General features: G+C 47.7%; 14 protein-coding genes. 9 read left to right on the forward strand and 5 right to left on the reverse strand.

Features of this window, described 5'->3' with window-relative positions; translation table 11 throughout:
- Window positions 1-205: 205 nt before the first annotated feature.
- The 3 genes from IVG45_RS17410 to IVG45_RS17420 are packed head-to-tail and all read right to left on the reverse strand — an operon-like array spanning window position 206 to window position 1,589.
- Entirely contained in the window at window positions 206-571 is a 366-nt protein-coding gene (locus IVG45_RS17410; RefSeq protein WP_230874630.1) for a copper resistance CopC family protein, read from the reverse strand.
- A gap of 21 nt (window positions 572-592) precedes the next feature.
- Window positions 593-952, reverse strand: coding sequence for a hypothetical protein (locus tag IVG45_RS17415; protein ID WP_230874631.1), 360 nt, complete (start codon window positions 950-952; stop codon window positions 593-595).
- A 58-nt stretch (window positions 953-1,010) separates the two neighbouring features.
- Window positions 1,011-1,589 carry a hypothetical protein gene (locus tag IVG45_RS17420; RefSeq protein WP_196435063.1) on the reverse strand — a complete coding sequence of 193 codons (579 nt, stop codon included), beginning with the start codon at window positions 1,587-1,589 and terminating at the stop codon, window positions 1,011-1,013.
- Between the two features lie 145 nt (window positions 1,590-1,734).
- Between IVG45_RS17420 and nikR the strand changes: the two genes are divergently transcribed.
- From nikR to IVG45_RS17435, 3 genes are all read left to right on the forward strand, one after another.
- Window positions 1,735-2,187 (forward strand): nickel-responsive transcriptional regulator NikR, encoded by a 453-nt coding sequence (gene nikR, locus IVG45_RS17425; protein WP_196435064.1) that lies wholly within the window; start codon window positions 1,735-1,737, stop codon window positions 2,185-2,187.
- Window positions 2,188-2,687: 500 nt separating this feature from the next.
- A complete protein-coding gene (locus IVG45_RS17430) occupies window positions 2,688-4,247 on the forward strand; it encodes a HupE/UreJ family protein (RefSeq protein ID WP_196435065.1) in 1,560 nt (519 codons plus the stop codon).
- Between the two features lie 13 nt (window positions 4,248-4,260).
- A complete protein-coding gene (locus IVG45_RS17435) occupies window positions 4,261-6,441 on the forward strand; it encodes a TonB-dependent receptor (protein ID WP_230874632.1) in 2,181 nt (726 codons plus the stop codon).
- A gap of 245 nt (window positions 6,442-6,686) precedes the next feature.
- On the opposite strand, the gene IVG45_RS17440 is transcribed toward IVG45_RS17435, so the two are convergent.
- A complete protein-coding gene (locus IVG45_RS17440) occupies window positions 6,687-7,124 on the reverse strand; it encodes a hypothetical protein (protein WP_196435067.1) in 438 nt (145 codons plus the stop codon).
- Window positions 7,125-7,409: 285 nt separating this feature from the next.
- Between IVG45_RS17440 and amoC the strand changes: the two genes are divergently transcribed.
- The 5 genes from amoC to gltA all read left to right on the forward strand — a co-directional run bounded on the left by amoC (window position 7,410) and on the right by gltA (window position 12,493).
- Window positions 7,410-8,162, forward strand: a complete 753-nt coding sequence (amoC, locus tag IVG45_RS17445) for a bacterial ammonia monooxygenase, subunit AmoC (protein WP_196435068.1) — start codon at window positions 7,410-7,412, stop codon at window positions 8,160-8,162.
- 108 nt (window positions 8,163-8,270) lie between these two features.
- Window positions 8,271-9,020, forward strand: a complete 750-nt coding sequence (amoA, locus tag IVG45_RS17450; protein ID WP_036280011.1) for a bacterial ammonia monooxygenase, subunit AmoA — start codon at window positions 8,271-8,273, stop codon at window positions 9,018-9,020.
- Between the two features lie 92 nt (window positions 9,021-9,112).
- Complete coding sequence (gene amoB, locus IVG45_RS17455; protein ID WP_196435069.1) at window positions 9,113-10,357, forward strand: bacterial ammonia monooxygenase, subunit AmoB; 1,245 nt, start codon at window positions 9,113-9,115, stop codon at window positions 10,355-10,357.
- A 169-nt stretch (window positions 10,358-10,526) separates the two neighbouring features.
- Window positions 10,527-10,925 carry a hypothetical protein gene (locus IVG45_RS17460; protein WP_196435070.1) on the forward strand — a complete coding sequence of 133 codons (399 nt, stop codon included), beginning with the start codon at window positions 10,527-10,529 and terminating at the stop codon, window positions 10,923-10,925.
- Between the two features lie 272 nt (window positions 10,926-11,197).
- The gene (gene gltA / locus IVG45_RS17465; RefSeq protein ID WP_196435071.1) at window positions 11,198-12,493 is read left to right on the forward strand and encodes a citrate synthase; all 1,296 of its coding nucleotides are present in this window, start codon (window positions 11,198-11,200) and stop codon (window positions 12,491-12,493) included.
- Between the two features lie 89 nt (window positions 12,494-12,582).
- On the opposite strand, the gene IVG45_RS17470 is transcribed toward gltA, so the two are convergent.
- Window positions 12,583-12,858: a late competence development ComFB family protein gene (locus IVG45_RS17470; RefSeq protein ID WP_196435072.1), complete on the reverse strand. Its 276-nt coding sequence runs from the start codon at window positions 12,856-12,858 to the stop codon at window positions 12,583-12,585.
- Between the two features lie 271 nt (window positions 12,859-13,129).
- On the opposite strand from IVG45_RS17470, the gene IVG45_RS17475 reads away from it, so the two are divergent.
- Window positions 13,130-13,660 carry a hypothetical protein gene (locus IVG45_RS17475; RefSeq protein ID WP_196435073.1) on the forward strand — a complete coding sequence of 177 codons (531 nt, stop codon included), beginning with the start codon at window positions 13,130-13,132 and terminating at the stop codon, window positions 13,658-13,660.
- The last annotated feature ends 100 nt before the right edge of the window (window positions 13,661-13,760 follow it).

Below are 13,760 nucleotides of genomic sequence, written 5' to 3' on the forward strand. Positions count from 1 at the left end.
AAAGATTGCTAGCCATCCTTGGCTAGCAATCGCGCCTACACCGCCACGTGATTGCCTGCGGCGGCCCTGGCCGTCCGCGTCACCTCGGCTTTGACCCAACAAGGGGATCAAAGCCTTGGCTCTCGCATGACTCGACGCCGTTTCGCGATGCCTTGCAGTTTTTCTAGTCGAAAAACCGCCCGGCGCTACGGCTTCCAGGGACTACTCAACCTTCACTCGCTAGCGCTTCGTTTCCAAGGTTTCGCAGCGTCAGACCATCCTCTGTCACCACGCGGTAACGAACCGCATGCGGGCCGGGTTGCAAGGATTGGGTGGTGGCGGTCAAACGGTGGCGTTCACCCAGTACCAGGCGGGTGTCGCCGTTGTCGACCCGCTTGCCCTGCCCGTCAATCACCACTATCGATGGGGAACGCTCGCTGACATTGCCGCTGAACCAGAGCTTGACGGTGCCGTCGAAGGCGGCAATTTCGGCGTTATCCTTGGGTTCGGACTTTATCAGTACCCCTTCGGCATGGCTAATTTGGCTGATGCCGAGTAGCGAAATCGCGGCGAATAATGTTTTGAGAGTCATGATATTCATATGGCAAACGAATTAGGGGAGCCCGAAGAAATTGGCGATAAACAGTACGATGGGATCGGACAGCGGATGGAAAAAACCCAGAGTGATTGTTGCCAGGCCGATGACGAACCAGCGGGTCCAGGTCTGTAGCGGCAAATCCAGTTTGCGCCACAACAAATGAAATATCAGCCAACTGCTCAACCAAACGATGATGGCCAGAGTCTCCTTGCCGGAATAAGAACCAATGCTGCCTTCCGGTCCGCTGCCGGTCGAGCCGGGAATCCAATGGCCGTATGCGTGTATGGCTTTATCCAGCATCGGGGTTAGTCTGGAAATATGATGGCTGATCATCAGGGTTAGAAAGGCCAGCAATAGCGACAGGCTGGCGGCCACTACCGGGCCGGAGTAAAGCGGTTGATTATCCGAGTCGTTTTGTATTGTAGTTTTCCCGTTAAACGAAGCGTAATTTGGCCAATACCAAGCCGGCCACGAAGCCCAGCATCAGAAAGCCCCACGACACCAGGATGGTAATGCCGACGAAGCGGGCGATGTCGCGGCGCAGTTGTTGCGGCAGTCCGTAGTAATACAGCATGGCCGTGGCGGACAACATCAACGGAAATGGAAAAAGCGAAACGAATTCCTTGAATTCCATTAATACGTTATGAAATGACGGGACGTGTTCCAAAATCCAGTCGCGCGGGCCGTTCTGGCCGCGATAACGCATATAAATCCAGTTGCCACTGATGGCGCCGGCCAAATTCAGTAAGGTGGCGGCCAAGAGCCAGCGGCGCAGCGATTCCAGTCTGATATGCATGCCTTTGATCAAGGGGATGGCGCGATGAGTCAGATAAGTGCCAATGATGATGGCCAGTATCGCGCTGACTCCGTGTATGCCAGCTTTCAAGTTGTAATCCGTCGGATAGAAAAAATTGGCGGTGGGCAGCAACAGTAGCAATGTCAAGGCTATTGCTATCTGGCTACGGATAACAATCTTGCCGAAATGATCGTGTAAATATTCTCCAGCGGACATGACGTCTCCTGATTATTGGTGTGTTTTGAAATCCTTGGTTACACGCACGGCTCTTATCGATAACTTCCCGGCCGGCGGGCTTATAAGCGCTTTGCGTTATAATCGGCGATCCAATAACTAATAATAAAAAAGACAGGAGCCGACCGTGGAACGTTTTACTATCTCTCTCAGCGACGAATTGGCCGCCGATTTCGATCAATGGATCGAGGCGCGGGGCTATTCCAATCGTTCCGAAGCGGTTCGTGACTTACTGCGCAAGGAAGTCGAAACCCAGCGATTGGATCAGGGGCAGGCCATTTACAGCGTTGCCACGCTTTCTTACGTTTATAATCATCATGAACGCAATCTGGCCGAGCGTTTAACCAATTTGCAGCACGCAGCCCACGATCTGGTTGTTTCATCCATGCATGTGCATCTCGATCATGACGATTGCATGGAAAGCCTGTTTTTGCGCGGCTTGACGCAGCATATCCGCGATTTCGCCGACAAGCTTTCCGCCGAAACCGGCGTCAGGCATGGCACGCTTAACTTAGTACCGGTAAAAATCGTGGCGCTTCAGCATGATCATTCTCATGCCCATTTTCATCCCCACAGTTAGCTGTGATGTCCAGTCGGATTTTTTAGTTGTGAATGATTTGACTGAGGGTGAATGCAATTTGGCAAAAAAATGAGCATCATCGCTGGTGATTTTTCGCTATCGGAACGCTGGCTGATGCCGGTCAATTAGTTGCCGTGAGTCATTCGCGTGTTTGTGAGCAAATTTTCCGCCGAATCCAATCCAAAGCCCTGAGTTTTTTAATAAAGATCCCATCAAAATAAATGCATACCGGCATTGGATGCTTGCGAATCGTGTTATTTTTTAAGTTTGAAATTTTTTATTTCATACTTTTGCGGTATCATCTCCTAATAGGCTGCATTTACACATAGGATTATCGGCGAGCCGATTGTGCAAATAGCCGGGAAGGAAATCATTGTTTGTCATGGATTTTGCCTAACTAAACAGGAATAGCCAATAGCCTGAAGTAGGGATATTTTGATACTCAAAAATACTCATTAAAATTAACGTCATTTTCCCTTTTATTGTCCTCATTGACACGCATGCAACCTAATCGTTCAAGCAAGCCCTCTGCCGTAAGACGAAGTCTTTTAAGGTTATTGCTTTCGTTCGTGCTTCCACTTCTGCTGGCATTGGTCTTCTTGGGTAAGCAATTTATCAATTTCGACGGCATTGGATGGAGTAACGGCTTTAGTCATCCACTGACCGGATGGGATCATTTATTAACGATGCTCGCCGTTGGCATTTGGGCGGCGCAGTTACGTGGACAGGCTATCTGGATGTTGCCGTTGGCATTTGTCGGTGTCATGAGTCTTGGTGGGCTCGCGGGTGCGGCAGGTCTATCCATTCCCAGTGTAGAGGGTATCATCCTGCTTTCCACCGCCGTTTTCAGTGTGCTAATCACTCGAAAAGTCCGTTTCAGTACCAATATCAACGTGCTGATCGTGGCCTTTTTTGCCTTTTTCCACGGCTTTGCGCATGGACAGGAAATTTCTACCTCTGCCAGTCTGATTTCTTATACCCTCGGTTTTATGCTGGCCACGCTGTTATTGCACGGTACCGGTATCTTGGTGGCTAAGTTGGTCGTTTTGGGGATCACTTGTTTGCTAACCGCGCTGTTTTCCAGCGCTGCCTTGGCGAAAACCTCCGCATCGATTATCGATGGCAGTCTCAATGTCGGCGCGAATAGCTCACGCTCAGTTTCTCACGGTTGGAGTCCGGATGGCCCAATTGTTTATCGAGAGCATTATCATGCCTTAGCTAATGAAGTGTCGCGATCGGACGGTTTTTTCCAACGTCAGGTCGGATTGAACGATCAGGACGCCATGGATAGCTTGCGAGGGATAGGCTTGTCCGATTTGGTTAATGCGTCCATTCAAACCGGTAGTGAAAAGTTAACGGTATTCGCTAATGCCGACGGCTTGATTTTTAAATCGGCCTCTGTGCAAACCGTAATTTATTGGCTGAGCCCGGTTGTATCGAGCTTCAACTTCAGTAACCCAGCCGGTTTAGACTTCAAGCATTATTTCCCCGACATTAACCATACGCCGGGTACGCATTTGCTTGGCAACGGAGTGGGTCTGACGTCTCCGCCCGTTGCAATTCCTGCCGTATATGCTTCACAAGTCGTTCCTGATTTCCTCAAGTTTTCGTTCCCGTTCATTGAAGAGTCCAATCTTCGATCGATCGTTGCCAAATTCGATGTTGGCAAACGCTTTTCCAAGGCCCATAAGCTCTGTAACCATGCCGCCGCCCATGATTCGGGCCATGACCCGTTGTTTACAGCCGCAAACGTTCCTCGCCTGATTCGGTCTTTTTTATCTTTAGTGCTCGGTGGTTACTTAAATCGCCGAAACTGCGGCGCCACGAGTTTATTTTCCAAACACCCTCTGTTGTTTCCAGGTCAGGGTTCATCACCATGGCAAATGAAGGTTCGATGTTGCCGGTATCCATTAAAAAACAATGCGCTAGCTACTTATGAACATACCCGGCGGCAATTCGAAAAAATGAAAAACGGGGCGACCCGGCGGAACCAACAAGCGAAGAAACCATTTAAAAAAATAATAATTAATAACAGGAGACAGTATGTACGCTCGCTATAAAAACAAAAAATTCATGCTCACACCCTTAGCCATTGGTTTAGGCATCGCATTGGGCATGAGTTTTTCGCCGGCTCAAGCTCATTCGGTCGACCCGGATAAAGCCGAAGAGCTTGAAAGCGTAGAAGTCGAAGAGGATGGTCGTGGCAGGGATTTGATCGGTATCGCCGAGACCGCTTCGCAAGGCGAGGTTAGCCAAAAGCAGTTTGAAAACCGGCCATTGTCGCGCAACGGCGAACTGATTGAGGTCGTTCCTGGCGCGGTGGCTACCCAGCATAGTGGTTCCGGCAAGGCTAATCAGTATTTCCTGCGCGGTTTCAATCTCGATCACGGTACCGATTTCACCACCTATGTCGACGGCATTCCGATGAACATGACTACTCATGCTCATGGTCAGGGCTATATGGATATTAACAGCATCATTCCCGAGTTGGTGGAAAAGGTCGAGTATGGGAAAGGGCCTTACTATGCCGAAGTGGGTGATTTTGCCGCCGCCGGTTACGCTAAAATGCATACCATGAACAAGTTGAAGGATGGAGGGATAGCCAAGTTTACCGCCGGTGAATATGACTATTACCGGGGTTTGGTTGCCAATTCCAATTCGCTCGGCGATGGCGATCTGCTGTATGCGGCCGAGTTCAATCTGTACGACGGTGTTTGGAATGTGCCGGAAGATACCAAGCGCTTCAACGGGATGTTGAGGTACACCCTGGACAGACATGATTGGGGGATGGCGATTAACGGCAAAGCCTATAGCAATAGCTGGACGGCAACCAACCAGATCCCACAGTACGCTATCGACGGTGGCGCATTGGGTTTATACGACTCGATGGACCCGACCGACGGCGGGTCATCGAATCGCTACAGCTTGTCCGGTAATTTCTGGCAAACCGGCAAGAATTGGAAAAACGATGCCAATATCTATGCGCTGTATACCGATCTGGATTTGTATTCCAATTTCAGTGGGCATGTATTAAGTTCCGATAATCCATGTAATCAGGCCGGGGCGGAATGTAATCCCGATGGCGACATGAGAACCTACCCATCCGATCAGATTTTTCAAACCGAGCGCCGGGTGCAGGTCGGCGGTAATTTCGACCACACGCGCTACAACAAAGTGTTTGGGTTCGAAATGGATAACACGGTAGGTATACAGTTGCGTCATGACCAAATCATGGATTTGGGCCTGTATCAAACCAGTGCCAGACAAATAATGGATACCGTCAGTAAAAGCGATGTGGGTGTGACGACCATCGGTACCTATCTCAAAAACCATACGCATTGGCACGAAAAATTTCGCACCATTACCGGGTTGCGGGCCGATTTCATCAATAACGATGTCAGGGTGCGCGACACAATGGAGCATGATTCGGCGGTCAGTGAGGCCAATTCGGGTAGTCGCGGTAAGGTCATGCTGAGCCCCAAGATGAGCGTGGTCATCGGGCCTTGGTACGATACCGAGTATTTCGTCAATGCCGGCTACGGCTATCATTCCAACGATGCACGGGGAACTTCGATACGCCGTGATCCGACCAATGGCGAATTTCTCGATGCCGGCTCATCCAGAATCGACCCGGCGGCTTGGTCGCGCGGGGCCGAGGTCGGTGTGCGCAGCAACTTTATTCCCGGCTTGAACACCACCGTGGCGGCCTGGTGGTTGAATTCCAGTAACGAACTGGTGTTTGTTGGCGATGCTGGCACCACCGAAATCAATGGGGCGTCCGACCGTTACGGCATCGAATGGACTAACTACTATAAACCGACCGATTGGATGACGCTGGATTTCGACTATGCCGTCACTACCGCCCGCTTTGCCGATGTGCCGGATGGCGCCACTGACAATTACATCCCAAATTCCGTGGGCCGGGTGATTAGCACAGGTATTTTGGTCGAAGATCCTACCGGTAGTACCGGGCTGTTCGGCACCTTGCGTTTCCGCCATTTCGGGCATGTGCCGCTCGACGAGTCCGGTACTTTTTGGGCGGGCGATACCAATATCGTCAACCTCGGAGCCGGTATCAAGCGTAAGAATTACAAAATCGAAATTGACGTCTTCAATATATTGGGATCGGAAAGCAACGATATTGCCTATGCCTATGACTCCTCATATCCCAATGGCGCCGATACCGTGAATGGTATTATGAAACATCCCGTAGAGCCTCGGATGGTGCGCGGTACGATAACCGTCAATTTTTAATTCGTTAAACTCAAGAAGGCATGGATGTCGACAATGCTGTCGATGACCATGCTTTTTTTGTGTTTGGGGTAATCAGAATTAGTGCCGGCTGGACTGCCTTGAATTGTTTGTGCTTCGTCGGGCTAATGGAGAGCCGGGGTGGGAAAAGGATGCGTTAGAGCGATGTAGCGGTTGGTTGGGCGTTAGGTTGAAAATAAAGGTCATTGCCGCTGACAACAATGACCAAGCCATATTTGAGCCGAGTTTTATAAGTCGGGTAAACCGGTTATACCTTCGATGGACCAGTTGTTGATATCGGTGGCGCCGGTAAGATCATCGCCGTTGGCGTATTGAATGCGGCAAACATAGTGGTAAATGGTGCTGGGGGCTTCTTTTGAAGAAATGTCGACTTCGGCGTTGATAATGTATTCGTAGTTGCCGATGCTCCATGCGTTGGTAGGTTGGCTGGCAAATGAGGCGGTGGTTTCGGGATCGATTTTGCTGTTGACGTAGCTGTTGCACTGGGTAAAGGCAATTGCCGTCATGTCATTTGAAATCGGCATCGGGTTTGCATTGTCTTTGCTTTCTACAAGAAATAAATCGGATGCGGCAATGTCGTACATCCAGGGAAGAAAAAATTTAATTTGAATGGCAAGTAAGCCGGCTAAACAGACAGCAAACAGGATAATTTTTTTTTTGTTCATGGCAGGTGTCGTAGGGTGTTGTTGTAATAAAGAGGTGCTAACTCTGCGAGAATTCTAGCAAAAAAAAATTGGCCGCGTTAAGCGATTGCTGGCGGATAAAGATCGCCGCTCGATGAGTGAGAAAATGCGGAATATTGTCTTGACAACGAATATCGTGGTGGTAGACTGCCAGGCACTCTCAGGGATGCGGGTGGTTTATTCGAAGATGGGTAAGCCGGTATAACAGGAAAAACAAAGAACTCCCGGTTATATTCCGGGGATTTAAAAATCTTTTAGGAGGTAGAAATGGCTGCTACAACTGAATCAGTTAAGGCTGATGCTGCGGAAGCACCGCTTTTAAATAAAAGAAACCTGACACTGGGCATTATGCTCTATCTGGTTTTTTATTCTTTCATTCGTTGGTACGAAGGTGTTTACGGCTGGTCCGCTGGTCTTGACTCGTTTGCTCCAGAGTTTGAAACATACTGGATGAACATGTTGTACATCGAGATCGTATGCGAAGTTATACTGTTCGCAGGTATCAACGGTTACATCTGGAAAACTCGTGATCGTAAAGTAATGTCAATCACTCCACGTGAAGAACTGCGTCGTCATTTCACACACTGGACATGGTTGGTTTGCTACGGTTGGGCTATCTACTGGGGTGCTTCTTACTTCACAGAGCAAGACGGTACATGGCACCAAACCATCGTTCGTGATACTGACTTTACTCCAAGTCACATCATCGAGTTCTACCTGTCTTACCCAATCTACATCATCACCGGTACTGCTTCATTCATGTATGCAAAAACAAGACTGCCTACATACCATGAAGGTCTGCACCTGATGTATCTGATTGCGGTTATCGGTCCTTTCATGATTCTGCCTAACGTAGGTTTGAACGAATGGGGTCACACATTCTGGTTTATGGAAGAGTTGTTCGTTGCACCATTGCACTACGGTTTCGTATTCTTTGGTTGGGCTGCTCTGGCCATCATGGGTGTTGTGAACACCGAAGTAATGGCAATTACCAAATTGCTGAAAAAAGACCTGGCTTAATCGTCGGGCTTTAAAAGTAAAATACTATCTCCTTTCTTGCCCTACCTTGTGTAGGGCAGGATAAGGAAAGTAATAAAAAATAATTTTAATTCTTTAGGAGGTAAGCTAATGAGCGCATCTCAATCAGCTGTACGTTCTCGTGCGGAAGCGGTACAAGTTTCCCGTACGTTTGACTGGATGATTCTTTTTACACTGTTCACAGCGGTTCTGGGCGGTTATCACATTCACTATATGTTGACTGGTGGTGACTGGGACTTCTGGACCGACTGGAAAGATAGACGTCTATGGGTAACCGTAGCACCTATCGTTTCTATTACATTCCCTGCGGCTGTTCAAGCTTGCTTGTGGTGGAGATACCGTTTGCCAGTTGGCGCAACTCTGTCTGTTGTTGCTCTGATGATTGGTGAGTGGATCAACCGTTACATGAACTTCTGGGGCTGGACATATTTCCCAGTTAACATTTGCTTCCCATCTAACCTGTTGCCAGGTGCTATCGTTCTCGACGTCATCCTGATGTTGGGTAACAGCATGACTCTGACTGCGGTTGTTGGTGGTTTGGCTTATGGCCTGTTGTTCTACCCAGGTAACTGGCCTGTTATCGCTCCATTGCACGTGCCTGTAGAATACAACGGCATGATGATGACTTTGGCTGACTTACAAGGTTACCACTATGTTCGTACCGGTACACCTGAGTACATCCGTATGGTAGAGAAAGGTACATTAAGAACTTTCGGTAAAGACGTTGCTCCTGTATCAGCGTTCTTCTCTGGATTCGTTTCTATCATCATTTACTTCTTGTGGCACTTCTTCGGCAGATGGTTCGCTAAAACCGATTTCATCGCTGACGACGCATCCTAATCTGAAGTTTTGATTGAAAATGAAAGCTGGCACGGCAGTAAATGTGCCAGTAGATCTTAATTACAAGATTCTCTAGTAATAGAGGAGGAAATATGAAAATAATTAAAGACAAAGTTGCAAAACTGTCCTTTGTCGCACTGCTGATCACAATGACAGCAGCGATGTTCTATGCTCCAACAGCATCTGCTCATGGTGAAAAGTCACAGGCTGCGTTCATGCGTATGCGTACTATTCACTGGTTTGACTTGAACTGGTCAAAAGAAGAAGTGCCTGTTAACGACACTATGACCATTTCCGGTAAATTCCTGGTATTCGCAGGATGGCCTGAAACTGTTGATAAACCAGAAGTATCGTTCCTGAACGTTGGTATCCCTGGCCCAGTATTTATTCGTGCTGGTTCTTGGATCGGTGGTCAGTTGGTTCCTCGTTCAGTTTCTTTGGAACTGGGCGAAGTTTATGAGTTCAAAGTTCTGTTGAAAGCACGTCGTCCAGGCGACTGGCACGTTCACTCTATGATGAACGTTCAAGGCGGTGGTCCAATCATCGGCCCAGGCAAATGGGTAACCATTACTGGTTCTATGAGCGAGTTTGTTAACCCAGTTACAACTTTGACTGGTCAAACAATCAACTTGGAAAACTACGCTCTGGATAACGTTTATTTCTGGCACGCAGTATGGTTTGCAATTGCCTTTGCTTGGTTGTTGTTCTGGATCAAACGTCCATTGTTTGTTCCACGCCACATCGCTGTAAGCACTGGTAAAGCTGACTCTCTGATCTCTGCTGGCGACAAAAAAGTCGGTATGCTGTTCGGTGTAGGTACTCTGGTTATCGTTGCTGCTTCCATGGGCGCAACCAACGAAAAATACCCTGTAACTACTCCTCTGCAAGCTGGTTTGTTGCGTGGTATGAAAACTTATCAAATGCCAGAAGCAACTGTTTCTGTCAAAGTTGATGACGCTACCTACCGTGTACCTGGTCGTGCTATGCAAATGACACTGACCATCACCAACAACGGTGATTCAGCAGTCCGTTTGGGCGAGTTCAACACCGCCGGTGTACGTTTCTTGGATCCAGCTGTTCATGAAGATGAAACTGCTTATCCAGATGACTTGCTGGCTGAAGAAGGTTTGACTGTTAGCGACAACAGCCCACTGGCTCCAGGTGAGACCCGTACTGTTGAAGTTACAGCTTCCGACGCTGCATGGGAAGTATACCGCTTAGCTGACTTGATCTACGATCCAGACAGCCGTTTCGCGGGTCTGTTGTTCTTCTGGGACGAAAGTGGCAACCGTCAATTGGTAACTGTTGACGCTCCATTAATCCCAACTTTCATCTAATGAAAGTATTCTAAGAATAAAATCTTAGAATGATTAGAAGCCTCCGTTACCTTAGGGTAGCGGGGGCTTTTTTATTTAGAGGGATATAGATTTAACCGACCTAATATTCTTAGTAAATAAGCTATGAAATAGGTTTTTAAAAAATTTAGCCGAAAATTGTGACAAGAAAATGAATAAAGTGTTAATGGTTTTAGCAGCGTTATTATTGGTAGGTTGCGCGGAAAAAGCGGAATATGAACAAGCCGTTCTTGAGCAGGTAACCCAAGATAAGGATAGTAAGGATTACAATATCAAGCCGGAAAAAATGGTGGATTGCGTGGTGGCGACGACCGCAAAGAAAATGCCGGGTCTAGTGCCTATTGACCCAACCCGTCGGCAAGCATATATAAATTATACAAAAATGCTAAAACTGAACAGTTCCGCCGATCCTAAAAAGACGATGGATGAACTTAGGGAAGCCTTCGGGTCACCCAAGGAACTTGCCGAGGCTCATGCTAATTTTGCCGAAAGCATGGTTGAATGCTTATCGGGATTGGTGTCCGGGACCGAAGAAGAATCAATGAAGTAAATTTCGAGAATCTCAAGTGGGTCCTAAGTTAAGCAAAGGCCTTGTTTGCAATTTAAAAATACTGGATGTATGGGCAAAAATCAGAGGCTATATCAGATGTGGGCCTGATCATTTGGTAATTGCCGATAGGGCAAGAGAATAGTGTATTTATTAAAAACAGAAACGAACTGGCTACCAATAGTTAACAATGGTGGGCTGGATAGCGGTATCTAGTTAGAATAGAATACAGGTGGCCTGCAATGTGCCGGCAAATCCAATCCAGGAGAGATTCAATGACTGAAAAATACATATCGTTAGCTGAAAGTGGGGACGGGCAAGCCTATCAGCTGCCTATCATCCAGGGGACCATGGGGCCATCAGTAATCGATATACGCAGTCTTTATGCACGGACAGGGAATTTTACATACGATCCCGGATTTACTTCCACGGCCAGTTGTTCATCCAAGATAACTTTTATCGATGGTGATGCGGGGATATTGTTGTATCGGGGGTATCCTATCGAACAGCTTGCCGAAAAGTGTGACTTTCTTGAAGTATGTTATCTGTTGCTGAACGGCGAGCTGCCAAAAGGCGCGGAAATGAAAGGATTTGTCACAACCGTTAGCCAGCACGTGATGGTGCATGAGCAGTTAACAAAATTCTACAGTGGCTTTCGTCGGGACGCGCATCCGATGGCGGTCCTGGTGGGCGTGGTGGGAGCATTGTCGGCTTTTTATCACGATGTAATGGATATTACCTGTCGTGAAGATAGGTATATGTCGGCCATACGGTTAATTGCGAAAATGCCGACCATGGTTGCGATGTGCTACAAATACAGCACGGGCATGCCTTTTATTTATCCAAAACGAAAGCTTGGATATGCCGAAAACTTTATGCGGATGATGCACGGTGATCCTTGTGATGAGTATATGGCAAATCCTGTCTTGATCAGAGCGTTGGACAGAATTTTGATATTGCATGCCGACCACGAGCAGAATGCATCAACATCCACGGTTCGGTTGGCTGGATCAAGCGGCGCTAATCCTTATGCTTGTGTCGCGGCGGGAATTGCGTGTCTATGGGGGGCCGCGCATGGAGGCGCTAATGAAGCGGTATTGAATATGCTGGAAGAGATTGGTGACGTATCGCATATTGCCGAGTATGTGGCAAAAGCCAAGGATAAAAACGATCCGTTCCGTTTGATGGGATTTGGTCACAGGGTTTACAAAAATTACGATCCGCGCGCAAAATTGATGCGGCAGACATGTCATGAAGTACTGGATGAGTTAAATCTGAATGATGATAGGCTATTCAAATTGGCGATGGAACTGGAGCGGATTGCTTTGGAAGATCCATATTTTGTAGAGAAAAAGCTATATCCGAATGTGGATTTCTATTCGGGAATAGTGCTAAGGGCTCTAGGAATTCCAACAGAAATGTTTACGGCAATTTTCGCATTGGCACGATCGGTGGGATGGATCGCGCAATGGGATGAAATGATCTCCGATCCGGAGCTGAAAATAGGGCGGCCAAGACAGTTATATCGTGGCGTCGCCATGCGGGACGTACAATCCATTTCGAATCGTTGAAACCAAGACAAGACAGATCAACGGACAGATAATCTTGGCAAGTGGCGGGGACCTCTTGCCAGGTGTTATCTCCGCAAGCAAGATAAAATTCAATCGTATCTGTTCTCATGAGGATGGCGTCGGACTTGCTCCATCGCCCTCTCGATAGCATGGCCGACAGTGGTCCTGATTTGCTGATGGTCCTGTTCGGTCATCGTGGCGCCTTTATCAACTAAGCTTCGAACGTAACAGGTCGGCAAATTATTCAGTGCCAAGCAGGCAACATCCTCGAGAAATGACTGCGTGAAAGGGTTTTCGGAAACTTCGGAAAGTTCCCATAATTTGTCGATCACAAGCTGTTCGTAGTAGTTAGATATATTAATCATGAGCACTCCATTCTGCCGGGGTGGAAATTATCTTCATTGTATTCGACAGCCAATACTAGTCGAAACCTTTACGCGGACAACTGTACCTGATTTTTTCAGGTAATTGCGGCTGGTCTCGAACAAGCGGGACAATTCAGAACAGAATCAACGCAATAGAACTAAAGTGCGGATAATGGCTCAAAGAAATATAAATGTCGAATTGAATGGTTTATGCCGTAAGCTTAAGCTATTACTGTTAGGCTTCTATTTTGGTAATACTTAGGGGAAATTTATGGCTCAGTCCGATTTAAGCTATGGACAACGGTTGGTAATTGTTGTCGCGACATTGTTGCTAGCGGCACCAGTAAGTGCTGAAAAACCAGCCAATGCGGGGCGAGAAAATCAAAAGTATAAGCCGCATCATGAACAAAAGCATGAAAAAAGAAACGATGTTAGGCCGTATGATGAGAAGCATGAATCGAGAGGCGATAATTATAATAGAGCAGATCGCTACTTTAACGATCAGCATCGTACGGTAATTCAAAACTATTACGCCGATGAATTCCGTATTGGCCGTTGTCCTCCGGGATTGGCAAAAAAACATAACGGTTGCCAGCCGCCTGGTCAGGCAAAAAAATGGGCGCTTGGACGTCCGTTACCACGAGACGTGGTTTTTTATGATTTGCCCGACACCATAATTAGACAAATAGGTTATCCGCCGGCTGGCTATCGATTTGTCCGTGTAGCGTCGGATATTCTGATGATTGCGATTGGCAGCGGTTTGGTAGTGGATGCTATTTCCGACTTGAGTGGGATGCAGTGACGCACTAATCGTAAAAGCCGTAAAGCGACAGATTGCGGGAGCTTCCGGCGAAGAGCACGGAATCGAGTAATCATGGCTTTGTGGCTTGCATCATAGCTCA

The sequence above is a fragment of the Methylomonas sp. LL1 genome (assembly GCF_015711015.1).
GTDB lineage: Bacteria > Pseudomonadota > Gammaproteobacteria > Methylococcales > Methylomonadaceae > Methylomonas.